This window comes from Paenibacillus sp. FSL R7-0333, assembly GCF_038000365.1.
Classification (GTDB): Bacteria; Bacillota; Bacilli; order Paenibacillales; family Paenibacillaceae; genus Paenibacillus_AQ; species Paenibacillus_AQ silagei.
Genome location: NZ_JBBOBZ010000001.1, coordinates 2,097,491 through 2,122,179 on the forward strand (window position 1 = coordinate 2,097,491; position 24,689 = coordinate 2,122,179).

Below are 24,689 nucleotides of genomic sequence, written 5' to 3' on the forward strand. Positions count from 1 at the left end.
TCTTGAGGGTTACATATCATTCATCATATGGAGACATCTGACCCTTGGTGATTGACCTATTCCCGAAAAAGCCGTGCCGGGCGGATTAATATCGCCGGCAGCCAGGGGGCTGGCAGGCGCACCCTGGACCGGAGGGCGGGAGCACAGAAGGAAGTAGGCGTTCCCGGGAGGAACTTGCGCGGCTGTCAAATTTGGGCGCGTACAGCCCCCGGGCTGGCTGCTGGACAGGCATAGATCCGCTGCCTGCTGAATGAGCGGGGGCTTTTGAAGCGAAGCAGAGACGAACATTATTTGGAGGAGGAAATAGAATGAACGTGATTGACAAGGCGCATGAATTGGCGCGTGCCATTAAAGACAGCAGTGAGGTATCTGATATTACCAGTGCAATGAAGGTGATCGAAGCAGATCCGGAGAGCAAGCAGATGCTCGACAACTTCCGCCAGAGCCAGATTGAGCTGCAGCAGCGGATGATGAGCGGGGACATGCCTCCACAGGAGGACATGGAGAAGATGGAGAAGCTCTTTGAGGTGCTTAACCTGAACCTCGGCATCCGCCGTCTGTTCGACGCAGAACGCCGCCTCAGTGTAGTCATAGAAGATGTGAACAAAATCATCACAGACAGCCTGTCCCAAATGTACGGCGCACAATAAGCACCGGCAGCGCATCGGGGATTCTCTGATACAGAAAAAGGGTGATTTCAGGGCCATACGGCTCTGGAATCACCCTTTTTATACAGGCAGTTATAGTTTCCTTTTGTTGTGGAGTGACTTGGTTGCTGAATGTATGCTGAAAACCGGGTACAATCGGCTGGTACAGCGGCATATGGGCCGAATGTATGCGAAAAACGACATTCAATGTGCTGGCGTGCAGGTAATCTCATTCATCCGGTAGGATGATTTTAGTTTGCCGTTCCAGCATTACAGCGGGCTACAGTCTGTTAATCCTGCTTGCCCTCTACCAGACAGAGCAGAGTGGCAGCGGCCATTCCAAGGCACCGGTCTAGCACACCCTGGCGGTCATCAGAGAAGTCCGCGATGATTTTGGTGACGAACGGGTTGAAGTTCTGCCGGAAGGCATGCAGGCTAGAATCTGCCAATAATTAAGAACCGCCCTGCAGAAAAATTACGCAGCTTGTCTCATATTTCAGGCCGCAGGTTCATAGAATAGAGATATAGATTCATTCTAACAATCCTGTAGAGCGAAGGAGCGGTCCTGCAATGAGAAAAAGAAGTAAATTCAAACATTCCGTGTATCTGCTGGTTGCCCTGGCTATGCTGTTATACGCGCTGCCGAAGCTGTCTTTTCAGAATGGTTCCGGCTGGGTGCTGGGCTTCGGTCTTGTCTGGTGTGTCTTCGCGTTTCTGGTTATTGCCTCACATCTGCATTTTATTATCGGAGTGGATGAAGAGAAGCAGAAACGCCTGGATGCCGTCCGCAAGGCCAAGCTTGCACAGTGGCAGGGCCAGTGGAACGAAGAAGGCCGGGTGTCGCAGAGATCATAGTTCCGGGATTAAGCTAACGGTGCAAAAGTACCCCCGGTTTGCCTGTGCGGCGGACCGGGGGTTACCTGTGCGTGCCGCTCCTGCCGGAAGTAAGGTACGCGGTGTTATATATATATTCCCGGCTGTACTCATTGATGTCATTCCTGGGAAGGCCCGTTCTTTCCGCATACCTCCCATACATTTATAGTTGCTTGTCATAGAGCTGTCATAACTTTTGAAAGATACAGTGTAACCTGTTGTACTCCGGTGCGGACAGCATGTATAATGGGTACAGAATAGTACAGATCGGGGTATGGGGGTGTAACAGTTGGAAGGTCAAGGAGATAATATTACAAAGCATGAACAACTGCTGCAGCACATTGAGAGTCTGAAGGTGGGAACCAAGATCTCCGTCCGCAAGCTGGCGAAGGAGATGGGGGTCAGCGAAGGTACGGCTTACCGTGCAGTGAAGGAAGCGGAGAACCTGGGGATCGTCATTACCAAGGAACGGATTGGTACGGTCCGGGTGGAGAAGAAGCCGCGCAATATTTCCGAACAGCTTACCTTCGCGGATGTGGTGGATATCGTCGAGGGGCATGTGCTTGGCGGAGCAGAGGGGCTGAACAAGCATCTTCATAAATATGTGATCGGTGCGATGAAGGTCGATGCCATGATCCGGTACATCGATGCGGACAGTCTGCTGATCGTAGGGAACCGCGATGATGTGCACTCGCTTGCGCTGGAGCAGGGGGCCGGGGTGCTTGTAACGGGAGGCTTCGGCACCAGCCGCGAGGTCAAAGCGCTGGCCGATGAGCTGGATCTGCCGGTGATTTCGTCCAGGCATGATACGTTTACGGTGGCTTCGATGATTAACCGTGCGATCTTTGACCGGCTGATCAAGAAGAAGATCATGCTGGTAGAGGATATTGTGGAGGGCAAGCTGCGCCTGAATACACTCAAAATCTCCAGCACTGTAGGCGAGCTGCGTGAACTGTCGCAGGCCAGCGGCGAGCAGCGGTTTCCGGTCACGGATGAGTGGAACCGGGTTATCGGAATTGTAGGCCGGCGTGATGTGGAGGATCTCAGCGAAGGGCAAATTATTGAAAAGGCGATGGTGCGCAGTCCGGTCACCGCTGCACTCCAGACCTCGCTGGCTTCGGCGGCGCAGATTATGATGTGGGAGGGGATTGATTTTCTGCCCATTGTGGACCGCAACCGTAAGCTGGTAGGGTCGGTCACCCGGCGTGAAGTGCTGCAGAGCCTGCGCGACGCCAGTAATCAGCCGCAGCTTGGAGAGACGTTCGATCATCTGATCTGGAACGGGTTCGCGGACGAGCGGGATGAGGAGGGAAGACTATTCTTCCATGGCTTCATTACCCCGCAGATGGCAACTGATCTGGGGACGATCTCGGAAGGGGTTCTGTCCACCCTGATGACCCTGTCCGCCTTCAAAGCAGCCAAGGACATCACCGGGAACGACTATGTATTGGACAATATGTCCACCTATTTCATCCGTCCGGTACAGATTGAGCATTCCATTACCGTCATGCCGAAGCTGCTGGAGATCAGCCGCCGCACCTGCAAGCTGGAGATCGAGATCAGCTATATGGATACCATTGTTGCCAAGGCCGTTCTGATGCTCCAGTCGATTGACCATGGGTAGCGGGGATGAGCGGCTGACGATGAGCGGGTAATGCTGGGTGAATAACGATTTTCGCGAAAATATCAAAATAGACCAGGGCTGTCCTGCAGGCGATCAGGAGGGGCAACTGGTCTATTTGTATGGGCGGCGGCTGAACCCTCAGCTTCCGCTGCGCATCCTGCTGTAGTAGCTGAAGCTGCGCAGTCCCGAGAAGATATTGAACAGGCCCAGCAGCAGAAAAGCAGCCTCAATGACCACGTTAAGCGTTGAGCCGCGGAAGATGAACATTGACATTAATGAAAGCGTGACCAGCATTCCGCCCAGCAGCATATTCATGATTGAACGCCTAGTGCCTTGTATGAGCGGGTCGGCGGTTCTGCGGGAAGAGATGCTGTACGCAGCGGCGCACACCATGAAGATAACGAGCAGGGCAAACAGCAGATACTTAATGAACATAATCATGAACGGACAGCTCCTTTGTGGAAGACCGGGCAGTCAGCGTAGCCTCAGCCGGGCACTCTGTATCCTGTGATTGTGATTTGTCCACTATTGTATCATGATTTGCGCCTCAGCTGCGCTTATAAGGGCTGATTTCCACCCAGATTTGCAGCACGCCCTCCATCACCAGCATGGTGCGGATTTTGACGGTGTATTCCTTCTCGCGCGCCAGATAGATTTTGCTGTCCAGCAGCAGGCGCGCCAGCTTGCCGTCGGAATCGATATCGAACATGCTGCGCCCGCGCAGCGGCTCCAGATCGCCCGACAGCTTGCTGAGGACCTCCTTGGCTATCACCGGGTCCAGTGTCGCCGTATTGTCCTTGACCTTGCCCTCGGTACGCACCTTAATCTCACGGATGACGGTGGAGGTGTTGTTGTATTTTTTGAGCGTCAGAATGTCTTTCCGGTTCTGTTCAATCTCCAGCCGTAGAGCCTGGTTATTGACCCAGAGTATGTTATAGCCCATATGATAAATGGCGTTGTACAGGGCGGCTCCCACAATCATCCCGAGGACAAATACAGCAGCAATCTGCGAGAAACGGCGGTAGCGGTCAAACGGCGGAAGTCGCATGTATCTTTTCACCCCTTGATCTATAGGCATTTGGTTGGAGGCGTGATGGTTCTACTTGCCGCAGACCCACTTGACCAGCTCACTGCCCATATGAGCGCCCAGGAAGGCGAACACCAGATAGAGAATCTGCTTGATCGCCGGGGAGAGATTGCCTCCCAGCATATTGCTCTCAATGACCCTCATCGGGTCGATGGTTCCGCCTACAGCAGCAGCTAGTGCCCATATCTTAATCCGGTCTGCGATTTCCACCATGGTATCGGTTGGCGGTTGAAGAGAGACGACGGCTCCAATTCCGCCCAGCATCGCTCCGCCCAGCACTATGCCGAACGCGATGAAGAAGTCGAGGACGGCCTTGCTTAAGAAAATATCCATAAAAAGCTCCCTCCTTAGATCAGGCGGCGGCCTGGCTTTTGCCTGTCCATATGCTCTTAATCCATTCTATGGGCGGCTCCCCCTCTAATATGATAAAATAGTTTCATCTTATGTTTTGATTTGGAGCTGAAGGGAAGTGGGGAATATGAGCCCATTCGTGCATTTGCATGTGCACAGCGAATACAGTTTACTGGACGGGGCGGCGCGCATTACAGATCTCGTGCGCCGGGCCGGCGAATACGGCATGACATCGCTGGCGCTGACGGATCATGGTGTGATGTACGGGGCCATCCCTTTCTATAAAGCCTGCCGGGCGCAGGGAATCAAGCCGATTATCGGCTGTGAGGCTTATTTGACCGCAGGCTCGCGCCGTGAGCGGGGGAGCCGTAAGGATCAGCCGATCTATCATCTGATTCTGCTGGCGAAGAATATGACCGGCTACCAGAATCTGATGAAGCTGATTTCCATCGGCCATCTGGAGGGCCAGCATTACAAGCCGCGCATTGATATGGAGGCGCTGGCCGCACATTCCGAAGGCATTATCTGCCTCAGTGCCTGCCTGGGCGGTGAAGTACCGCAGCATCTGCTGCACAGCCGGGAGGATGAGGCGCGTAAGGCGGCGCTGCGGTATAAGGAGATTTTTGGAAGCGACTTCTATCTGGAGCTGCAGGATCACGGGATACCGGAGCAGAAGCGGGTGAATCCGCAGCTGATAGCACTTGCTGAAGAGCTCGACATTCCGCTTGTAGTGACCAATGATGTCCACTATATGGACAAGGAGGATGCTGAGGTCCAGGATGTGCTGATCTGCATCGGCACGGGCAAATCCGTAGACGATGAGGACCGGCTGAAGATCGGAACGGACCAGCTGTTCTTCAAAAGCGGAGAGCAGATGGCTGCGCTGTTTCCGCATGTGCCGCAGGCGATAGAGAACACGCAGCGGATCGCTGAAGCGTGCAATCTGGAATTGACGTTCGGCCATCATATTCTCCCGGAATTCTCGCCTCTGCCGGAAGGGCTGGATGCCGCTGCTTATCTGCGCGAGCTGTGCCGCAGCGGGCTTGCGCAGCGCTACGCGGATACTCCGCTCTGGGAGTCGCCGGAGCAGAAGGAGACGGCCGAGAAGCGGCTCGACTATGAGCTGGGAGTCATTGAGAGCATGGGGTTCAGCGATTACTTCCTGATCGTGTGGGATTTTATCGCTTTTTGTCACCGCAGCGGTATTGTTACAGGTCCGGGCCGCGGTTCCTCTGCAGGAAGTCTTACCGCGTACACACTGAAGATTACCGATGTGGACCCTCTGAAATATAATCTGCTGTTCGAGCGTTTCCTGAACCCTGAGCGGATCACGATGCCCGATATTGATATCGACTTCAGCGACGAACGCCGCGATGAGGTTATTGCCTATGTGGTGGACAAGTACGGTAAGGAGCATGTGGCGCAGATCATCACCTTCGGTACGATGGCGGCCAGGGCTGCTGTCCGTGATGTGGGCCGGGCGCTGAATCTGCCGTATAACGAGGTGGACAAGGCGGCGAAGCTGATTCCGGGCCAGCTCGGCATCAGCATCACCCGGGCGCTGGAGAGTACACCTGAGCTGAAGGCGCTGTATGAGACGAATCCGAAGACCAGAGCGCTGCTGGATACGGCGATGAAGGTGGAGGGCATGCCGCGCCATGCTTCGACGCATGCGGCTGGCGTGGTCATCTCCAAGGGGCCGCTAACCGATGCTGTTCCGCTCCAGGCGGGCAATGAGAGCACGGCGCTGACCCAGTACTCTATGGAGCATCTGGAGAGCGTTGGGCTGCTCAAGATGGACTTCCTCGGGCTGCGGACCTTGTCGATTATTGAACGCTGCATGAAATGGGTGAAGGAGATGACCGGGAGCGTGCCGGATTTCCGCTTCATCCCGGATCATGATCCGCTAACCTATGAGATGCTTGGGGCAGGCGAGACCACCGGCGTATTCCAGCTGGAATCGGCAGGCGTACGGCGGGTGCTGAAGGACCTGAAGCCGAGCGGGTTCGAGGATATTGTCTCAGTGGTAGCGCTATACCGTCCGGGTCCGATGGAATTCATCCCGAAATTCATCGGGGGCAAGCACGGGGAGTTCGAGGTCGTCTATCCGCATGCGGATCTGCAGCCGATTCTGGCCGATACGTACGGCATTATCGTCTACCAGGAGCAGATCATGCAGATTGCCTCCCTGATGGCCGGCTTCTCGCTTGGCGAAGCAGATCTGCTGCGCCGTGCAGTATCCAAGAAGAAGCGGGAGACACTCGATCAGGAGCGCAGCCACTTCGTGGAGGGCAGTCTGAAGCAGGGCTACAGCGAAGCGGATGCCCATGCGGTCTATGATATGATCGTGCGGTTCGCCAACTACGGCTTCCCGCGCGCCCATGCGGCTGCTTACGGGGTGCTGGCCTTCCAGACCGCTTATCTTAAGGCGCATTATCCGGTGCAGTTCATGGCCGCGATGCTGACTGCTGTGATGGGGAGCCACCGCAAGGTGGCGGAATATGTCCTGGAATGCCGCCGGTCCGGGATTGGCGTACTGCCGCCGGATGTCAACGAGAGCGGAGTGCTGTTCACTCCGGTGCCCGGCGAAGGCCGCGGGCATATCCGTTTCGGGCTGGCTGCGGTGAAGAATGTCGGCACGCAGGCTGTAGAGAACATTATGGCAGTCCGCAAGGAGCGGCCGTTCGACAGCCTGCTCGATTTCTGCCGCCGGGTCGATCTGCGGGTCTGCAACAAGCGCGTGATCGAATCGCTGCTGCAGACGGGGGCGTTCGATGCGCTGCCCGGACACCGGGCGCAGCTGCTGGCGATGCTGGATGAGACGGTGGACGCGGCGGCCAAATGGCGCAAGGAGCGCGATGAGCTGCAGATCCAGCTGTTCGATGACCTGATCGAAACGCCGAACTGGGAGATCCGCTACCCGGATATTCCGAGGTTCAGCGGAACCCAACAGCTGGAGCTGGAGCGTGAGCTGCTCGGGCTCTATCTCTCCGGCCACCCGCTGGATGACCATGCGGGGCTGCTGGAGGAGCCGGGAATGCAGAAGCTGATGGATCTTGGCGAAGCAGCGGATGAGAGTATGACCGTGACGGCCGGTATGGTCGTGTCGCTGAAGGAGATCACGACCAAAGCCGGTAAGGCGATGGCTTTTGTGGAGTGGGAAGACCAGATTGAGCGCTGCGAGGTCGTACTCTTCCCGGAGGTGTGGAAACGCAGCCGCGCCCTGATTGAGAAGGGCGCCCTGCTGGCCCTGCGCGCCAAGGTGCAGCAGGAGGATGAGGGCTTCAAGCTGCTGGCCGAGGAGGTAGCTCCGCTCACCTCGGACAGCGTGCGCGGCCTGCTGCAGCGCCGCAGCGCCGGGTCCCGGCCCGCCTACGGCGCGGGCCGCAGTGCCCCTGCAGGAGCGCCTGCGGCCGCTCCTGCAGCCCGCACGGGCGCCGGTGGCCCCGGCGCCCGGCCCGGCGGTGCAGCTGGCGCCGCCGCTGCACCGGGCACGCGCACACCGGCGGCACAGCCGCCCGGTGCGCGCGCTTCCGCGGCGGCTGCGCAGGCCGCGCCTAAGGTCCCGGCCGCGTCAGACGCGCGGCCGGGGAGCTCTGCCCCACTGCGCACGGGGCAGGAGCAAGCGCCTGGCGCCCAGCGTGTCTTCATCAAGATCACGCCGGGCGCTGAGCTGAAGGGTCTGCTGCCGCGCCTCCAGGCGCTGCTGCAGACCCATCCGGGACCCGCAGCGACGCTGCTGTTCTATGAGCGCAACCAGAAGGTGCTTGCGCTGAGCGACAGCTACCGGATCGAGCCCTCGGAGGAGCTGTTCGCAGCCATTGAGGAGATGCTGGGTGCCGGAACCGTCCGCCTCAGATAGGAATAGCCAAGCCATCGTAGTGCAGCGTCAGAATTAAATTTATGGATTGAATCAGTACAACGATACCACCTACAATTGTGTTCGGTTTTTCGATTACATTTGGCTTACGCTACTAACCCGGTCCAATTGCGTTTGGTTTTATGTTAAAATTTGTTAATTATATACAAACAGACGATGTTCTGTTTTTTAGCCACGCTGCTCATTTTCATGCTGGAGTTGTGCCTTGAAAGACATGTTTGTTTTCGCATACATTTGTCCCAATCCCTTCACTTTTTTAGTCGTTCAGGCCTCATCATGCCGACCCGCTTTTTTAATCTGATGCGCTACTAGGAGCATGTTCAAAGCGAAAATTCACATAGGTGTATTATGTGCAATTAAAAACCGTGAAAGGGACGGCTTTCCTCTCCTAACTGTAGTCTGTACAACTAAATCTGCCCGAATAGGTGAGAACCCGCATATAGAGGCAGTTTAGTTGTATCGATTACAGCTAAATGGATAGTCGGCAGTAAATCAGACGATTTAGTTGTACAGAATGCACTTGAGCATACCCAATGCACCATAATCGGGGCATGGCAACACTGATCTTTTTAGCACATTTGCCCCCTCTTCCGCATACATTAGGGAACCAATAGAGTGAACTTATGAATCTGTCAGGCTTCACTCTCAAGTTCAGCTAAATCATAGCGGGGCATTGTCCCGTGCGGAAGGGGAATGACATCATGTCCTATCAAATGGCGGAGGATCTGCTGGAGCGCCGGGGAGTATCACTGGATTCGATCGCAGAGATCGTCTATATCCTGCAATCGGTCTATTATCCCAGCTTAACGCAGGAGGAGTGCCTGAGCAGTGTCAAGTCGGTCTTGAACAAAAGAGAGGTCCAGTATACGCTCATGACGGGGATTGCGCTGGATGAGCTGGCCGAGAAGAAGCTGCTGCCCCAGCCGTTTCAGGCGGTAATGGAAGCAGATGAGTCGCTCTATGGGGCGGACGAGACTCTGGCGCTGGGCATCACGAGCGTGTATGGAATGATCGGTCTGACCAGCTTCGGCTACCTCGATAAAATAAAGCTTGGAATTATCGGCAAATTGAATGATGATAAGGGGAGCATTCATGTATTTCTGGATGATCTTGTGGCCGGAATTGCGGCTGCAGCTTCAGCCCGGATCGCCCACGGGCATGAGGGTGCGAAGGTCTATCCCCATGTGACCGGGACCGAATAACGGCTGCTCCTGATGCGCTGTGTGCGGCCTCCCGGGCCTGAGTCCTTCCTGCCGGGCTTGCTTGCGGGAAAAAAGAAAACTGTGTTATCATAATTTCATTATATTCAGGATACGGCTGGATTCGAGATTAGGGAGGCCTTGCAGGGCATGTGGACGGTAATCTATATAGCGCCGACCGCCAAAGTGGCGGAGATGATTGAGAGGAAGCTTACGGAAGAAGGATTTCTGATTAAATGCCGTCCCATCAATATGTCCAAGCAGCAGTTTGAGATTCTGGTTCCTTCGGGAGAGCTTGAAGAAGTGCAGGAGGTCCTCAATCTGATCCTGCATCCCTGAAGAGTATGGCGTAGAGATTCAAGAACATTCATGACAGCGGCAAGCTGCTATTTACGCAAATAAACGGCTGAAGAGGTGCGACCCTTGTTCAAAGATTTATTTCAGAAAAAACGGAAGTACGCGACTATTCCTTCAGAGCGTCTGGAGCGAAGCGGCGGACCGGCAGAAGGCGAGCGCCCCAAGCGGGAGATTCCCGAAGGCCTAATGAGCAAGTGTGCCAAATGCGGAACAATCCAGTACAGCAAGGAACTGGAGAAGAATTTGAAAGTATGCCCGTCCTGCGGCTATCATATGCGTCTGAATGCAACCGAACGGATTGCGATGATACTTGATCCGGAAGGGTTCATTGAGTTCGACAGCGAGATGGCGTCCATTGATCCGCTGAAGTTCCCCGGCTATGCTTCCAAGCTTGAGCAGCAGCAGTCCAAAACCGGACAGGTTGAGGCTGTAATCACCGGCCAGGGCAGCATCGGCGGACATCCGGTGATTGTAGCCGTGATGAACTTTGAGTTCTTCACAGGCAGCATGGGATCTGTGGTTGGAGAGAAAATTACTAGAGCGGTAGAAGAAGCGACAGAGCGGGGACTGCCGATGCTTATTTTCTCCACCTCCGGCGGGGCCAGAATGCAGGAGAGCATTCTCAGTCTTATGCAGATGGCGAAGACAAGTGCCGCGCTGGCCCGGTTCAGTGAAGCGGGCGGCCTGTATATCTCCGTCATTACTGATCCGACCACCGGTGGGGTATCGGCGAGCTTTGCCAGCCTGGGCGATATTATTATTGCCGAGCCGGGAGCGGTCTTCGGCTTTGCCGGACGGATTGTCATCGAACAGACGATCCGCCAGAAGCTGCCGGAGGATTTCCAGACGGCAGAGTTCAATCTGCAGCACGGACAGCTGGATCTGGTCGTGCACCGTAAGGAAATGCGCTCCACACTCACGAAGCTGCTGGAGCTGCATGATGTGAAAGGGGGATTTTAGGTTGGCAGGAGAGATGCCTTTTGAAATGCCTCTGGTAGAAATGCGCAAAAAAATCGCCGAGCTCAAGCAGTTCGGCGAAGAGAAGGGCATTGATTTCAGCGATGAGGTAGCCCGGCTTGAGGAGCGCTACAGCGAGCTGGAGAATGAGATCTATTCCAATATATCCCCGGCCCAGAAGATGCATCTGGCCCGGCATCACGTACGCCCGACCTCGCTGGATCTGATCGGGCTTATCTTCACGGACTTTATCGAGCTGCATGGTGACCGCCTGTACGGTGACGATCTTGCTGTAGTCGGCGGAATCGCCAAGCTGAACGGCCGGCCTGTAACTGTCATCGGTCAACAGCGCGGCAAGGATACGAAGGAGAATATTCTGCGCTTCTTCGGCAGCGCCCATCCGGAAGGCTTCCGCAAGTCACTGCGCCTGATGAAGCAGGCGGAGAAGTTCGGCCGTCCGATCATCACCTTTGTGGACACCAAGGGGGCTTACCCGGGCAATACCGCAGAGGAACGCGGACAATCGGAAGCGATTGCCCGCAATTTGTTCGAGATGTCCCAGCTGGCCGTTCCGGTCATCTGCGTGATTATCGGCGAGGGCGGCAGCGGCGGAGCCTTAGCGATGGCTGTCGGCAACCGTGTGCTGATGCTGGAGAATGCGATCTATTCGGCGATCTCCCCTAACGGTGCAGCGTCGATTCTGTGGAAGGATGCCACCAAGGCGGAGCAGGCCGCAGAGGCCATGAAGATTACGGCCACCGATCTGCTGGAGATGGAAGTGATCGAGGAGATTATTCCGGAGCCCAGAGGCGGTGCACACCGGGATTACGAAGCTGCGGCGGAGGCGGTTAAGGACACAGTCTGGCGTCACCTGCAGGAGCTGTCCGGTATGGATGCGGCGGCGCTGAAGGAAGACCGTTACCTGAAATTCCGCAAAATCGGCGAGTTTTCCGAGGCGGTGCTGGAGCAGGATGCCGATCAGGATGAAGCGCAAATTGTAGAGTAAGCAGGAGATGCTCTCCGGGGAATTAGCGGCAATGCCGGTACCGCCGGTTTGCACTTTTTAACACATTCCAGCTTATTCCAGGCCGCGAATAGGACAAGACCGGTTATACATTTATTCCCATTCTAATCATCCTGCGCTTCTTGCGGGATGGTTTTTCTTTTATCGGCCATCCTATATTATTCGACTTTAATTTACAGCAAAAACAGGCACTAACATTGATTTTGTGTTCAACATGCAGTAATATTCATAAGGGCGCAATAAAACGTGCATGTCTTTACATGTGATAAAGTTCCTATACAAAGAGCAAGCCTTATAGTAGATTTTGTAGTTGGAAAAGATGAGACAGAGAGAACGAAAAAACGGAGGAAAACCTAATGCGGAAAAGTAAAATTGTATGTACGATCGGACCTGCAAGTGAATCGTTGGAGAATATCAAAAAATTGATTTTGGCTGGTATGAATGTGGCCCGTCTGAACTTCTCCCACGGCGATTTTGATGAGCATGGAGCCCGGATCAACACGATCCGTCAAGCATCCAAGGAACTTGGCAAGACTGTTGCCATCCTGCTCGACACCAAAGGACCGGAGATTCGTACAGGCAAGCTGGAAGTAGAACCGATTGAACTGGTTCAGGATGAGTATCTGACATTGACTACGGAAGAGATCCTTGGCGACCACAACCGTATCTCCATCACTTACAACAACCTGCCTAACGATGTTCAAGTAGGATCGACGATCCTGATCGACGACGGCCTGATCGGCCTTACAGTTGTCGACATTCAAGGCACCGAAATCAAGACCCGTATTGTTAACGGCGGTACGATCAAGAGCAAGAAGGGTGTTAACGTACCAGGAGTATCCATCTCCCTGCCGGGTATTACGGAAAAAGATACCAATGATATCATTTTTGGGATCGGACAGGACATTGATTTTATTGCCGCTTCTTTCGTACGCAAAGCCAGCGACGTTCTGGAAATCCGTGAACTGCTTGCGAAGCATGATGCTTCCCACATCCAGATCATCTCCAAGATCGAGAACCAGGAAGGTGTCGATAACCTGGATGAAATCCTGGCAGTATCCGACGGCCTGATGGTTGCCCGTGGCGACCTTGGTGTAGAAATCCCTGCTGAAGATGTACCTTTGGCACAGAAGCTGATGATTCAGAAATGTAACATCGCCGGCAAACCGGTAATCACAGCTACCCAAATGCTGGATTCCATGCAGCGCAACCCGCGCCCAACCCGCGCTGAAGCAAGTGACGTAGCGAACGCAATCTTCGACGGAACTGATGCAATCATGCTGTCCGGTGAGACTGCTGCCGGGAAATATCCGGTTGAATCCGTACTGACTATGTCCCGTATTGCTGAGAAAGCAGAGTCTGCTCTGAACCACCGTGAGATCTTCATGAAGCAGCAGATTGCTCAAGAAACTACTGTAACTGAAGCGATCAGCCAATCCGTAGCGATCTCCGCTCTGGATCTGAATGCTAAAGCGATCATTTCTTCAACGGTAACTGGCCACACTGCACGCGTGGTTTCCAAATATCGTCCTAAATCACAGATCATTGCTGTTACCACCCAGGAAAGAACCATGCGTCAGCTGGCGCTGGTATGGGGCGTAACTCCTGTATTCGGCCCTGAAGCTCATTCTACTGACGAATTGCTGGAAACAGCTCTTAACGGCGGTAAAGCTTCCGGTCTGGTTAAAGCTGGCGATCTTGTAGTCATCACTGCAGGTATCCCGCTTGGACGTTCCGGTTCCACTAACCTGGTGAAGGTAGATACGATTCCAGCCGACTAGGATTTGGAAGAGCTTCTGCAGCACGAATAAGATATAATGATAAGAGCAGTGGCGCTTGATTGCCGCTGCTCTTTTTTGATATCGATCATGCAAATGGATATATTGGACCTGAGTGTCTGGAACAGGACGGCAGGTCAGGGAGTCGTATAAATAGGGTTCCTGGAATACACAGCAGGAGGACTTTTATGATAGATTCGTCTGACCGAAAAGGCGCTTCCGCAAGAGCGCGGAGGAGAAGGCACGGCCAGCAGCTTCTTATTCTGGATCATAATGCCGCCGTCGGAGACCTTTAGTCTGGGGCTGCGTCCATTGACCTGGCAACAGGTGAAGCAGACTGTGGAAAACTTGGACAGCGGAGCGATATCGAACCCCACCTGCGGCGCTTCGACAATCCATTCGGCCGAGCTTTGCGGTCCGTTATAGCGCTGTACGGTACGGAAGACCCAGCATTTGCTGAGATTGCGCAGGGTGATGCACCATTTCCCGGAACTCAGCTTGACGATGGAAGCGCGCATATGGTTGCCGGGAGAGACGGGAAGAGGAATTACGGTTTCGGAGGCGGGGAGAATCTCCCACCAGGCATAATACCGGACTTTTCCGTTCACCGACTCATGGCCGGTGCCCGTCTGAATCAGGCTGCTGTTCTTGAAGCCGTCGATGCCGATCCAGGCCGAGGAGAACGTAGGTTTTACCGTAGGCTTTACATAAGGGACGATCCAGTCGGCGGATATCTGCCGGTAGCTGCCTTTTTTGCCGGAAATGGCATAACCGCTCCAGTTGCTTGAGGTCCAGCCGAAGCCTGAACTGGCGGCTCTGCCCGTATTAAGTTTATCCTTCAGACAGGGTTTGCTTCGTGTTAATCTATTGACTTGGCCCACTTGTCCACCGCCTCATAATAGGTTGTGCTCTATTTAATGCAGCAGGCGGCTATGAAGGTTGGGTATTCTGTTAAAAAGAATGAGAGAGGACTTGTAATCCCCATGGAAAAAATAACAAAGCTGCGCGGGTTCTATCTATTTTTGGGACTGGCCGGAGGCTCCTTCGGCTCCTACCTCTCGCTGCTGCTGAAATCGAACGGACTTGAAGTCAGCCAGATCGGCGTGCTGATGGCTATAGGTACGTTGATCGCCATCTGTGTCCAGCCCTTATGGGGAATGGTCTCCGACCGGTATAACCAGGCGCGGCTGGTGCTGATTCTGAGCGTGGCGGTTCCGGCGGTGCTTGCGGTCCTGTACCGTTCGGAATATTTCATCGTGCTGATGCTGGTGTACACCGTGTCCACGATCTTCTCCTCTACACAGGCGCCTATAGCCGACTCGTACGCCATAGCGGCTGCGAACAGGGCCGGAGCCACTTACGGCAGCATCCGCATGATGATGAGCATAGGCGCCGCCGTAGGGGCCATTGCGGGGGGGCAGTATGTATCCAAGTTCTCTGTATCGACCATCTGGCTGCCGTTTCTGCTGTTGAATTGCGTCGCTGTAGTGATTGCTTTCACCCTTCCCAAGCAGGCGGAGGAGAATCATATGATGAGCCAGTCCTTCTCCCAGGGGATCAAAAAACTGCTCGGCAACCGCATCTTCCTGGCCTTCTTAGGCGGAAGCTTTCTGGTCAACCAGACCATGACGGCCTTCGGGACTTATTTTGTCATTGCCTTCCAGTCGGTCGGCGGATCGACCGGCACTGCCGGAATCGCCCTGTTCCTGGCGTCGATTACCAATGTGCCTTCTATGTTCTTCGCCTCCAAGGTGATACGCAGAATGGGGATGGAGCGGACGCTGCTACTAGGTGCGCTGATCTATGTGCTGCGTTGGGGGATTCAGGTGGCTTTCCCGTACCCTTCCGTCATGATCGGCGTACAGGTGCTTCACGGCCTCTCCTTCGGGTTCTTTTATATCGCGGCGGTTGAATATGTATCGAAGATTACCTCAGCGGAGATGCAGGCGACCGGGCAAAGTGTGTTTAACATCGTATTCTCCGGGTTAGCCGGGATTCTGGGCAATTTGTTGAACGGGATGCTGCTCAATCAGGGCGGGGTCGGACTGATGAACCTCTCCTGTATGATTAGTGCAGCTGCGGGCGCAGCCCTTCTGTTCTATGTTGCCCGAAGCTCCCGCCGCAAGCTGCCGCTGAAGTCTGCATCCGGCGGTGTCGGCGCTTAGCGGACTGCTGGCTGCCGGGTAGACTGTATTTTTAGAAAGGAGCATGAGTATGAATATGAATCCGCATCAACCTGGATGGGCCAGCCGCTGGCATAGTACCTCCATCCGTGTACGTTATCAGGAGACCGACCAGATGGGCGTCGTCTATCATGCCAACTATTTGATCTGGTTTGAGTGCGGCCGTACGGAGATGTTCCGTGAGCTGGGCTTCGACTACAAGAGGCTGGAGGGACTCGGTCTGCTGCTGCCGGTAACCTCTGCAGATTTGCAATTTAAAAGCCCCGCGCGATATGATGATCTTATTACCGTGTATGCGCGGTTAACGACCTTCTCGGCTCTGAGGGTTGTGTATGAATATGAAATCTGCAGGATGGCGGCGGGTCAGGAAGAGCAGGAGCGGACCGCAGGCGAGCTTCTGGTCAGCGGCTCGACGAGCCATGTCTGGCTGAACGGGGAATGGAGGCCGGTGCGGATCGACAGGGCACAGCCTGAGCTGTTCCATACCATCCTGGCTGCGCTGAAGGAAGAAGAATAGCGTTAACGTAAAGAAGAAGGAGGAGCAGTATGATCAGGAACAAATGGCTGTGGGCTGCCCTATTTGCAGTCCCGGCCGTGGAATTATTCGGTTTCATCTATGTCTCAAGTTTTCTTGGAGCGCCCAAGACGCTGCTGATCATGCTGGCTACTTCAGTCATCGGTTTGCTAATGATGCGGTTCGAAGGCAAGAAAGTGCTGCAGGACAGCAGAACACATATGCAGGAGGGACGGGTGCCCGGACGGACCATGCTGGACGGCTTATGTATTTTCTTCGGCGGCCTGCTGTTGATTCTGCCGGGGTTTGTCACGGATCTGATCGGCTTTACTCTGGTATTTCCGCTGACCCGGCCGCTTTACCGGGTTTTTCTGCTGAAATGGATCGAGAAGAAGATGAAGAACGGCACGTTCACCTTTTACCGCAGGTAAGCGGGTAGAGATGCAGAGCAGGCGGGCGGTTGCTGGCGGTACGAAGGAATAGTAAGCAGTGTAAGGTTACTTAGGAGCACTACGGAGTAATCAGGTTTGTCAGAAGGTGTTCAGTTGCAGGTGCTGCGGCTGGAGGCCTTTTTGGTGTCAGGGAGTTGTGTGGGAGGAGCAGCAACGGTCGCAAACAGTTGGATATTGTACACTTACTGATGTGCGCAAGAGGCATTCTCAAGTATTAGTTGGAAAAACAACACTTATTAGTCTGAAATTTTTCCCAGGGGCGGATGTTCGTAAAATTAAGTGACGGTATTCCAACTGCTACCCCAAAAAGCTCTGAAATCTCCCAAATAAGATACGTTTATCCAACTAATAGCTCACCAGATTTATAAGTGTGAGAATTATTTTTGAGAATTGCTTACTGAGGGTTTACCACGCCCCGATTAGGATGCAAGAGGTAGGCTTAATTGCAGACTATACAACTAAATCGCCGGATGTACCAACGAAGCTCTGTTTAGCTGTATTTCGTACAATTAAAATGCCTCTATACCTGGATTTTTGCCCATTTGGGCAAATGTAGTTGTACAAACTACAGTTAGAAGCGGAAAGCCTTCCGTTTCGCTGTTTTTAGTTGCACAGACTACACTTATCGCTAATGATTCGCTACGCTCAACTAGTTTCGAACGCGGCCCCCTAATGCAGCCTGCCGCTGAGGATATAAGTGCGCAGGGCGCGGAATACGCCGGCGCGGGCGAATGCGTCGAGAATAACGAGCAGCACCGGGCCGAGAATCAGGCCGAGCATGCCCATCAGCTGAAGGCCGGCGAACATGCCGATCAGCATGGCGAGCGGATCGACGCCGATGCTGCTGGCGAGTACCTTGGGCTCCAGTACCTGACGGGTGATCAGGATGATGCCGTAGAGCACCAGCAGCCCGATGGCCAGCGCCATGTTCCCGGTCATGTATGAATACAAGGCCCAGGGCAGAATGACGATACCGACACCCAGATAAGGAATCAGATCGACGATACCGATGGTCAGGCCGATGGCGAAGGCTGATTTGACCCCCAGCAGCAGCAGGCCAATGATCACAATTACCGCCGTTACGGAGATCAGCACCAGCTGGGCGCGGATGTAGCCGAACAGCGCTTTGCGCAGATCCTTCCAGATCTCCGACACCGGTCTTAGCAGCGGGGCTGGGAGCCATGCAGTCAGCTTGGCATTATGCCGTTCCCAGCCGGTGCTCAGGAAGAAGGCGGCCAATACGATGACAATCAGAATGGTGCCAAGGCTCGGCAGCGAGGAGATCAGCTTCAGGATGATATTGAAGAATCCGGTGATCATCTGCGTGACGGCTTGGCCGACCGTTTCAGTGGTCCGGTTGATATTGCTGTCAATGGTGGCATGATAACCCGGGTTGTCGTGGTAAAACTGGTTGATTTGGTTAATAATATTCTGAATGCTGGCATTACGGCTCAGGGACAGCAGCAGTTCCCGCCACTGATCGGTATGAAGATCGAAGGTCTGGAGCAGCCCGATCAGCTCTTTGACCAGCCTTGTGATGAGTGCGGTCAGGACAAGAGCAATGCCTCCGATGTAGAACAGCAGCGAGAGGGAGACGGCGAGCCAGCCGGGGAGCTTCATCCCCTTAAGGATCAGGACCAGCGGATGCATTAGATAAGCCAGCAGCCAGGCGATCAGCAGGGGGTACAGGAGCGGCAGCAGTACATATACAGCCAGCAGAATCAGGCCGGCGGCAAGCACGACCCAGAGGCCGCGCAGCAATCTTTTAAGCACAAGTGTATCGATCTTAGGTCCCTCCTACTCTGGCGGATTCCAGAAACAACGGCTCGTCTTATATATATTCATAGGGGGTGTGAAAAGACTATTAACGCTAGAAAAGGGCAGACAGCGGGCATATCCATAACCTGGAAGCGCGTTCATGAAACAGGTTTTTCGTTCGTTTTTTTCTATCCCTCCGATAAAATCATTTGATGTCCTGTAAAGCTTCCACGTTGTTCACATAACCGTCAAAATCCGGTATGATAATTAAAGGTTAAAGAGCAGAAATTTAGTTGCAATCTTCTGAGCCGGTCCTGAAGCTTTTTTTCTGAGAGAGTTGAAATACTTGGAAATGTAAATGTTTACATGAGATTTGAAGCGGCACTATACACTCTTGTTGGCAAAGGAGAGAGATACTATGACAGCTACTAAAGGACTTGAAGGCATTGTTGCAACGACCTCCTCAATCAGCTCTATCGTAGATGGAGTGCTCACTTACCGCGGCTATGATATTGACGATCTTGCGGACCATGCCACATTTGAGGAGACCGCTTATTTGCTGTGGTTCGGCAGTCTGCCGACGGTGCCGGAGCTTGAAGCTCTGCGGCGCGACCTCAGCGCTCACGCTCCGATCCCGGAGCAGGTGCTCACCCAAATGAAGCTGTATCCCAAGGAAGCCAACACCATGGCCGCTTTGCGCTCTGCCGTATCGAGTCTGGCGCTGTACGATGAAGCCGCCGATGATATGAGCAAGGAAGCGAACCAGACCAAGGCGCTGAAGCTGCAGGCGCAGATTCCGACCGTAGTTGCCGCACTGGCACGTATCCGCAAAGGCCTGGAGCCGGTAGCTCCCAAGGAAGGCTTGACCATCGCCGAGAACTTCCTCTACATGCTGTGGGGAAAAGAGCCGGATGCGGTATCCGTCAAGGCGCTGGATACGGCGCTGGTGCTGCATGCCGACCATGAGCTGAATGCTTCGACTTTTGCCGGACGGGTAACGGTTGCGACCTTGTCTGACATCTATTCCGGTGTGACCTCAGCGATCGGGGCGCTTAAGGGGCCGCTGCATGGCGGGGCGAATGAAGCTGTAATGAAGATGCTTGAGGAGATCGGCAGCCTGGACGCGGTGGAGCCGTATATCCAGGGCAAGCTGGAGCGCCGCGAGAAGATTATGGGCTTCGGACACCGTGTCTACAAGAACGGCGACCCGCGCGCCAAGCACCTGATGAAGATGTCCAGCGAGCTGGGCACGATGAAGAATGATACCAGTCTCTATGACATGTCGGTCAAGGTGGAAGAGCTGATCACCAGCCAAAAGGGGCTGAAACCAAACGTCGACTTCTATTCGGCATCGGTCTACACACAGCTGGGGATTGAACGGGAGCTGTTCACCCCGATCTTCGCGATCAGCCGCACTTCGGGCTGGACGGCGCACATTCTGGAGCAGTACGAAGACAACCGTATCATCCGTCCGCGTGCGGAATATACAGGTATGTCCGACATGAAGTACGTCCCTGTAGACGAGCGATAACAGGACGGCAGGGAGGGCGGCCCTTGCGGGCTGCTCTACCCCTTTAGTACAATGAATGATATGAATGCTTATACATCATACTTTTAGGAGGAATATCTACAAATGTTGAAACTGGAACAATACGATCTGCCCACAGAAGGCGAACAAATTACAATCGAAGACGGCAAGCTGCTGGTTCCGGATCAGCCGATCATTCCATTCATCGAGGGTGACGGGACAGGCCGTGACATTTGGAAAGCCTCCAAGCGGGTGCTGGATGCAGCTGTAGAGAAAGCGTACGGCGGCAAGAAGAAAATTGCGTGGTACGAAGTGTTTGCCGGCGAGAAGGCCTTCAATACATATGGTGAATGGCTGCCGAACGACACGCTGGAAGCGATCCGTGAGTACATTGTGGCCATCAAGGGCCCGCTGACCACTCCGATTGGAGGAGGTATCCGCTCCCTGAACGTTGCGCTGCGCCAGGAGCTTGACCTGTACGTATGTCTGCGTCCGGTGCGCTACTTCGACGGCGTTCCTTCTCCGGTGAAGCATCCTGAGCTGGTGGATATGGTTATTTTCCGTGAGAATACAGAGGATATCTATGCTGGTATTGAATATCAGGAAGGCTCTGCCGAAGTGAAGAAGGTGATCGAATTCCTGCAGAAGGAAATGGGCGTGAACAAAATCCGCTTCCCGGAAACATCCGGTATCGGTATTAAGCCTGTATCCGAGGAAGGCTCGAAACGCCTTGTTCGTTCAGCAGTAGAGTATGCGATCAAGCACGGACGCAAGAGCGTGACCCTGGTACACAAAGGCAACATCATGAAGTTCACTGAAGGAGCCTTTAAGAACTGGGGCTATGAAGTGGCTGAACAGGAGTTCGGCGATAAGGTCTTCACCTGGAACCAGTACGATGTCATCAAGGAACGCGACGGTGAAGCGGCTGCGAATGCTGCCCAGAAGGAAGCCGAAGCAGCAGGCAAGATCATCGTGAAGGATGCCATTGCCGACATTGCGCTCCAGCAGGTATTGACACGCCCGACAGACTTCGATGTCATTGCGACACTGAACCTGAACGGTGACTATCTCTCCGACGCACTGGCTGCCCAGATTGGCGGCATCGGTATCGCTCCGGGAGCGAATATTAACTATATTACGGGACATGCTATTTTCGAAGCTACACATGGTACGGCACCTAAGTATGCTGACAAGGATGTAGTGAATCCGGGCTCTGTTATTCTCTCCGGCGTTATGCTGCTTGAGCATCTGGGCTGGCAGGAAGCGGCTGACCTGATCTACCAGGGAATGAGTACGGCGATTAACAACAAGACGGTTACTTACGACTTTGCCCGCCAGATGGAAGGCGCGACTGAGCTGAAATGCTCTGCTTTTGCTGACGAGATCATCAACCATCTGTAAGAGGCCGGGCCGGTAAATACTACAGATATAAGCTGCACATCCGTGTAGCTTATATCTATGTAGGCCGCCTTCAGACTATCATCAGGTTAGGAGGGCTACCGTGGCGATCAAACGTTCAAAAATCACTGTCGTAGGTGCCGGATTCACCGGCGCGACCACGGCGCTTATGCTTGCCCAGAAGGAGCTTGGCAATGTAGTGCTGCTTGACATTCCTCATCTTGAGAATCCTACCAAGGGCAAGGTGCTGGATATGCTCCAAGCGGGACCCGTGCAGAACTTCGATGCTCAAATTACCGGAACTTCGAGCTATGAGGACGCAGCGGATTCTGACATCGTTATTATTACCGCAGGGATTGCCCGGGGGCCCGGCATGAGCCGTGAGGATCTGGTCAATACCAATGCGAATATCGTCAGATCGGTCTGCGGGAATGTGAAGCGCGTGGCCCCAGAGTCCATTGTGATCATACTGACCAATCCGGTGGATGCGATGACATACGTGGCCTATCATGCGCTCGGCTTCCCCAAGAACCGCGTCATCGGGCAATCCGGGGTGCTGGATACGGCCCGCTACTGCACCTTCATCGCTCAGGAGCTGAATGTATCGGTAGAGGATGTGCGCGGATTCGTGCTGGGCGGCCATGGCGACGATATGGTGCCGTTAGTGCGTTATTCCAGCGTAGGCGGTATTCCGATCGAGACACTTATCCCGGCAGAGCGCATCGCAGAGATTGTGCAGCGTACCCGTGTGGGCGGCGGTGAAATTGTCAGCCTGCTTGGGAACGGCAGCGCGTACTATGCTCCGGCAGCATCCCTGGTCCAGATGGCGGAGGCTATTCTCAAGGACAAGAAACGGATCATACCGGTAATCGCTCTGCTTGAGGGTGAATACGGCTATGAGAACCTGTTCATGGGAGTTCCTGCGCTTTTGGGAGCGGAGGGCATTGAGCGGATTTTTGAACTGGAGCTTACGGCGGAGGAACAGGTGGCACTCGACCAGTCCGCTGATTCGGTCCGCGCGGTGACTTCCTCTGTAACCATGTAACCCCGGCAATCTGCCGAAGCCCTCACATTCAAAATTGGAGGAGATTACAATGGGTCATATTTTCTTTTTTCTGCACATGATCGGGACGCTGGCACTCGGTTTCTATCTGGTGCTGCCGTTTATCTTAAGCGGGACGGCTAAGCTGTCCTCCCCGGCGAAGGAAGGCACGCTCAGTGCAATCGGCGGATTCAACCGTTTTGCCCAATACGGGCTGGTGATTCAGCTGCTGACCGGCGGCTACATGATGACTAAGGGCGAGTATTCTGTACCTTGGATGATCATTGTTACGGTGCTTCTGCTGGCTATGTTCGCGTTCGGCGGGATTATGACCAAGCCACTGCGCCTTGCTGCGGCAGGCATGAGAGAGAACCGCGATGTCTCTGCGGAGACTGCCAAGATCCGTACCATGAGTCTGCTGCTGATGGTCTCGCTGGTCGTCATGATCTTTTTCATGGTCTACAACACAATTATCTAAATAACCTGCTGCCGGATGGGCAGTGTGATAACAGCTCTGGAAGCCTCGGCCTCCAGGGCTGTTTCGCATGTCTGGATGCACATGGTTGGATATTGTTCCCAACGGCTATGTATTCCGCTACACTGTGATTAGGTGCTTGGTTCATTTGGCATCACATACATACTTAGGAGTGAGCGCAGTAATGATAGGAAGAAAATTAGTAACGGTCGGGCTGAGTCTGGGCTTGCTGCTGGGTTCAGCCGGGCATATGTCTGCGGCAGCCGATTATGAAGGACACTGGGCGCAGAAGCAGATGAGCCGCTGGCTGGAAAAGGGATGGCTGAAGGGATTCGCGGACGGGTCAGTCCGGCCGGATCAGGCGATCACTAGAGCGGAATTTATCGCGTTAATCAACCAGTTGGCCGGGCTGACGGCTGAGAGCAAGGTGAAGGCTGATTTCAGCGATCTGCCTAAGACGGGCTGGGCATACGAAGAAATCTCGAAAGCGCTGGAAGTGGGCATCATCAAGGGTTACGGAGGCACGATTCGTCCGGGCGATCCCGTTATGCGCCAGGAGGCGGCGATTATGGTGAGCAGAATGATGTATTTTGAGACGGGAAGCACGGAGGTATTATCCATGTTCAGCGATAAGGATCAGATTGCAGGCTGGAGTGAAGCCGATGTCGCTGCACTGATCAATGACGGAGGAATGAAGGGGTACCCGGACGGGCGGTTTGCTCCAGAACAGGCGATGACCCGGGCCGAAGCGATTGCACTGCTGGATTACTACAATGTCACAAGCGGCGGCTTGCAGAGTGTAACTATCAGCCATTCTGAGGGGCTTGGAAGCTTTGAACCAGGAGCCATCAAATACTATAACAATGTCACTGTATCCGGCTATGATGTACTGCTGCAGAATCTGAAGATTTTTGGAGACCTGGTCCTGGAGGAAGGAATCGGCAACGGAGAGGTGAACTTGGACAGTGTTGAAGTACTAGGCAAGGTCATCATACAGGGCAGCGGAGATCCCTCAGTGCAGCTCAAAAACACAACCATGAACCAAGTGATTGTGCAGAAGAATAGTGGAACTGCCCGCCTGGTCACCGAAGGTACAACCTGGGTGAAGGCATTGTCGGTACAGTCCGGTGTAAATCTGGAAGAGGGGGAGGGTACCGGAGAAGGGTTCACAGATATTGATCTGCCATCCGGCCTTGCAGCCGGGATCGTAGTGACGCTTAACGGCAATTTCGGAGATGTGAACATTGAAGCCAAGGGACCCGTCCTCCACCTGCAACAAGGCTCCATACGCACGCTTAAGACCGCTGCCACTGCAACAGGGGGTAAGATAGAGCTGGATGAAGGGACAACGGTGATGCAGGCGATTCTGAATATGTCAACAAAGGTTACGGGTGCGGGTAAGGTTCAGGATGCAATTGTGAAGGAAGATGAATAGAGTTCTGGAAATAAGGCCGCTATCCCAAGGAGTGAGGTCTTGTCATGAGGGGCGATGTACTGCTATGAAGAGATATCGACCCGATGTATGCGAAAACAAACATGTCTTTCAAGGCGCAGCTCCAGCA

Annotated in this window: 24 protein-coding genes; 18 read left to right on the forward strand and 6 right to left on the reverse strand. The window is 54.1% G+C overall.

Annotated features, from left to right (window positions below; translation table 11 throughout):
• The first annotated feature begins 308 nt into the window (after window positions 1-308).
• Window positions 309-650, forward strand: a complete 342-nt coding sequence (locus tag MKY86_RS08595) for a YlbF family regulator (RefSeq protein WP_036691219.1) — start codon at window positions 309-311, stop codon at window positions 648-650.
• A 287-nt stretch (window positions 651-937) separates the two neighbouring features.
• Here the strand turns inward: MKY86_RS08595 and MKY86_RS08600 are convergent, their stop codons facing one another.
• Window positions 938-1,096: a hypothetical protein gene (locus tag MKY86_RS08600; protein ID WP_340826705.1), complete on the reverse strand. Its 159-nt coding sequence runs from the start codon at window positions 1,094-1,096 to the stop codon at window positions 938-940.
• Between the two features lie 121 nt (window positions 1,097-1,217).
• On the opposite strand from MKY86_RS08600, the gene MKY86_RS08605 reads away from it, so the two are divergent.
• The 3 genes from MKY86_RS08605 to MKY86_RS08615 all read left to right on the forward strand — a co-directional run bounded on the left by MKY86_RS08605 (window position 1,218) and on the right by MKY86_RS08615 (window position 3,310).
• Entirely contained in the window at window positions 1,218-1,502 is a 285-nt protein-coding gene (locus MKY86_RS08605; RefSeq protein WP_036721603.1) for a hypothetical protein, read from the forward strand.
• A gap of 307 nt (window positions 1,503-1,809) precedes the next feature.
• Window positions 1,810-3,144: a DRTGG domain-containing protein gene (locus tag MKY86_RS08610; protein WP_076082944.1), complete on the forward strand. Its 1,335-nt coding sequence runs from the start codon at window positions 1,810-1,812 to the stop codon at window positions 3,142-3,144.
• Window positions 3,145-3,181: 37 nt separating this feature from the next.
• On the forward strand, window positions 3,182-3,310 hold the full coding sequence (locus MKY86_RS08615; protein WP_340826706.1) for a hypothetical protein: 129 nt from the start codon (window positions 3,182-3,184) through the stop codon (window positions 3,308-3,310).
• Here MKY86_RS08615 and MKY86_RS08620 read toward each other — a convergent pair.
• From MKY86_RS08620 to MKY86_RS08630, 3 genes are all read right to left on the reverse strand, one after another.
• Window positions 3,283-3,585 (reverse strand): YtpI family protein, encoded by a 303-nt coding sequence (locus MKY86_RS08620; RefSeq protein WP_076082940.1) that lies wholly within the window; start codon window positions 3,583-3,585, stop codon window positions 3,283-3,285. The two genes, MKY86_RS08615 and MKY86_RS08620, sit on opposite strands and share 28 nt — an antisense overlap.
• Before the next feature lie 106 nt (window positions 3,586-3,691).
• Entirely contained in the window at window positions 3,692-4,192 is a 501-nt protein-coding gene (locus MKY86_RS08625; protein WP_076082937.1) for a hypothetical protein, read from the reverse strand.
• Between the two features lie 51 nt (window positions 4,193-4,243).
• On the reverse strand, window positions 4,244-4,564 hold the full coding sequence (locus tag MKY86_RS08630; protein WP_036721610.1) for a YtrH family sporulation protein: 321 nt from the start codon (window positions 4,562-4,564) through the stop codon (window positions 4,244-4,246).
• Between the two features lie 145 nt (window positions 4,565-4,709).
• Between MKY86_RS08630 and MKY86_RS08635 the strand changes: the two genes are divergently transcribed.
• The 6 genes from MKY86_RS08635 to pyk all read left to right on the forward strand — a co-directional run bounded on the left by MKY86_RS08635 (window position 4,710) and on the right by pyk (window position 13,780).
• Window positions 4,710-8,444 carry a DNA polymerase III subunit alpha gene (locus MKY86_RS08635; protein WP_076082933.1) on the forward strand — a complete coding sequence of 1,245 codons (3,735 nt, stop codon included), beginning with the start codon at window positions 4,710-4,712 and terminating at the stop codon, window positions 8,442-8,444.
• A gap of 719 nt (window positions 8,445-9,163) precedes the next feature.
• Window positions 9,164-9,664, forward strand: coding sequence for a phosphatidylglycerophosphatase A family protein (locus tag MKY86_RS08640; RefSeq protein ID WP_036725608.1), 501 nt, complete (start codon window positions 9,164-9,166; stop codon window positions 9,662-9,664).
• 147 nt (window positions 9,665-9,811) lie between these two features.
• A complete protein-coding gene (locus tag MKY86_RS08645) occupies window positions 9,812-10,000 on the forward strand; it encodes a hypothetical protein (RefSeq protein WP_036725605.1) in 189 nt (62 codons plus the stop codon).
• An 84-nt stretch (window positions 10,001-10,084) separates the two neighbouring features.
• Entirely contained in the window at window positions 10,085-10,978 is an 894-nt protein-coding gene (accD, locus tag MKY86_RS08650; protein ID WP_076082930.1) for an acetyl-CoA carboxylase, carboxyltransferase subunit beta, read from the forward strand.
• A 1-nt stretch (window position 10,979) separates the two neighbouring features.
• Window positions 10,980-11,981 carry an acetyl-CoA carboxylase carboxyltransferase subunit alpha gene (locus tag MKY86_RS08655; protein WP_076082927.1) on the forward strand — a complete coding sequence of 334 codons (1,002 nt, stop codon included), beginning with the start codon at window positions 10,980-10,982 and terminating at the stop codon, window positions 11,979-11,981.
• A gap of 374 nt (window positions 11,982-12,355) precedes the next feature.
• The gene (gene pyk, locus MKY86_RS08660) at window positions 12,356-13,780 is read left to right on the forward strand and encodes a pyruvate kinase (protein ID WP_036725599.1); all 1,425 of its coding nucleotides are present in this window, start codon (window positions 12,356-12,358) and stop codon (window positions 13,778-13,780) included.
• 134 nt (window positions 13,781-13,914) lie between these two features.
• On the opposite strand, the gene MKY86_RS08665 is transcribed toward pyk, so the two are convergent.
• Window positions 13,915-14,658, reverse strand: a complete 744-nt coding sequence (locus MKY86_RS08665) for a G1 family glutamic endopeptidase (RefSeq protein ID WP_083685585.1) — start codon at window positions 14,656-14,658, stop codon at window positions 13,915-13,917.
• Window positions 14,659-14,760: 102 nt separating this feature from the next.
• Here MKY86_RS08665 and MKY86_RS08670 point away from each other — a divergent pair, with 102 nt between their 5' ends.
• From MKY86_RS08670 to MKY86_RS08680, 3 genes are read left to right on the forward strand one after another with little or no spacing between them, the layout of a single operon-like run.
• On the forward strand, window positions 14,761-15,942 hold the full coding sequence (locus tag MKY86_RS08670) for an MFS transporter (RefSeq protein ID WP_076083010.1): 1,182 nt from the start codon (window positions 14,761-14,763) through the stop codon (window positions 15,940-15,942).
• A 55-nt stretch (window positions 15,943-15,997) separates the two neighbouring features.
• Window positions 15,998-16,477: an acyl-CoA thioesterase gene (locus MKY86_RS08675; RefSeq protein WP_076082988.1), complete on the forward strand. Its 480-nt coding sequence runs from the start codon at window positions 15,998-16,000 to the stop codon at window positions 16,475-16,477.
• 29 nt (window positions 16,478-16,506) lie between these two features.
• On the forward strand, window positions 16,507-16,905 hold the full coding sequence (locus MKY86_RS08680; RefSeq protein WP_036695825.1) for an FxsA family protein: 399 nt from the start codon (window positions 16,507-16,509) through the stop codon (window positions 16,903-16,905).
• Window positions 16,906-17,595: 690 nt separating this feature from the next.
• Here the strand turns inward: MKY86_RS08680 and ytvI are convergent.
• A complete protein-coding gene (gene ytvI, locus MKY86_RS08685; protein ID WP_076082924.1) occupies window positions 17,596-18,711 on the reverse strand; it encodes a sporulation integral membrane protein YtvI in 1,116 nt (371 codons plus the stop codon).
• A gap of 391 nt (window positions 18,712-19,102) precedes the next feature.
• Here ytvI and citZ point away from each other — a divergent pair, with 391 nt between their 5' ends.
• From citZ to MKY86_RS08710, 5 genes are all read left to right on the forward strand, one after another.
• On the forward strand, window positions 19,103-20,215 hold the full coding sequence (citZ, locus tag MKY86_RS08690) for a citrate synthase (RefSeq protein WP_036725592.1): 1,113 nt from the start codon (window positions 19,103-19,105) through the stop codon (window positions 20,213-20,215).
• Window positions 20,216-20,317: 102 nt separating this feature from the next.
• Entirely contained in the window at window positions 20,318-21,613 is a 1,296-nt protein-coding gene (gene icd, locus MKY86_RS08695; protein ID WP_036725590.1) for an NADP-dependent isocitrate dehydrogenase, read from the forward strand.
• Window positions 21,614-21,713: 100 nt separating this feature from the next.
• A complete protein-coding gene (gene mdh / locus MKY86_RS08700) occupies window positions 21,714-22,655 on the forward strand; it encodes a malate dehydrogenase (RefSeq protein WP_076082921.1) in 942 nt (313 codons plus the stop codon).
• 49 nt (window positions 22,656-22,704) lie between these two features.
• Window positions 22,705-23,130 (forward strand): hypothetical protein, encoded by a 426-nt coding sequence (locus tag MKY86_RS08705; RefSeq protein WP_076082918.1) that lies wholly within the window; start codon window positions 22,705-22,707, stop codon window positions 23,128-23,130.
• Window positions 23,131-23,311: 181 nt separating this feature from the next.
• Window positions 23,312-24,562 (forward strand): S-layer homology domain-containing protein, encoded by a 1,251-nt coding sequence (locus MKY86_RS08710; RefSeq protein ID WP_076082915.1) that lies wholly within the window; start codon window positions 23,312-23,314, stop codon window positions 24,560-24,562.
• Window positions 24,563-24,689 lie beyond the last annotated feature (127 nt).

Bases quoted from the DNA above. Each gene is read 5' to 3' on its own strand.
- MKY86_RS08595 (WP_036691219.1), top strand. From the start codon at position 309: ATGAACGTGATTGACAAGGCGCATGAATTGGCGCGTGCCATTAAAGAC.
- MKY86_RS08605 (WP_036721603.1), top strand. From the start codon at position 1,218: ATGAGAAAAAGAAGTAAATTCAAACATTCCGTGTATCTGCTGGTTGCC.
- MKY86_RS08620 (WP_076082940.1), bottom strand. From the start codon at position 3,585: ATGATTATGTTCATTAAGTATCTGCTGTTTGCCCTGCTCGTTATCTTC.
- MKY86_RS08625 (WP_076082937.1), bottom strand. From the start codon at position 4,192: ATGCGACTTCCGCCGTTTGACCGCTACCGCCGTTTCTCGCAGATTGCT.
- MKY86_RS08630 (WP_036721610.1), bottom strand. From the start codon at position 4,564: ATGGATATTTTCTTAAGCAAGGCCGTCCTCGACTTCTTCATCGCGTTC.
- MKY86_RS08635 (WP_076082933.1), top strand. From the start codon at position 4,710: ATGAGCCCATTCGTGCATTTGCATGTGCACAGCGAATACAGTTTACTG.
- MKY86_RS08640 (WP_036725608.1), top strand. From the start codon at position 9,164: ATGTCCTATCAAATGGCGGAGGATCTGCTGGAGCGCCGGGGAGTATCA.
- MKY86_RS08645 (WP_036725605.1), top strand. From the start codon at position 9,812: ATGTGGACGGTAATCTATATAGCGCCGACCGCCAAAGTGGCGGAGATG.
- pyk (WP_036725599.1), top strand. From the start codon at position 12,356: ATGCGGAAAAGTAAAATTGTATGTACGATCGGACCTGCAAGTGAATCG.
- MKY86_RS08670 (WP_076083010.1), top strand. From the start codon at position 14,761: ATGGAAAAAATAACAAAGCTGCGCGGGTTCTATCTATTTTTGGGACTG.
- MKY86_RS08675 (WP_076082988.1), top strand. From the start codon at position 15,998: ATGAATCCGCATCAACCTGGATGGGCCAGCCGCTGGCATAGTACCTCC.
- MKY86_RS08680 (WP_036695825.1), top strand. From the start codon at position 16,507: ATGATCAGGAACAAATGGCTGTGGGCTGCCCTATTTGCAGTCCCGGCC.
- citZ (WP_036725592.1), top strand. From the start codon at position 19,103: ATGACAGCTACTAAAGGACTTGAAGGCATTGTTGCAACGACCTCCTCA.
- icd (WP_036725590.1), top strand. From the start codon at position 20,318: ATGTTGAAACTGGAACAATACGATCTGCCCACAGAAGGCGAACAAATT.
- MKY86_RS08705 (WP_076082918.1), top strand. From the start codon at position 22,705: ATGGGTCATATTTTCTTTTTTCTGCACATGATCGGGACGCTGGCACTC.
- MKY86_RS08710 (WP_076082915.1), top strand. From the start codon at position 23,312: ATGATAGGAAGAAAATTAGTAACGGTCGGGCTGAGTCTGGGCTTGCTG.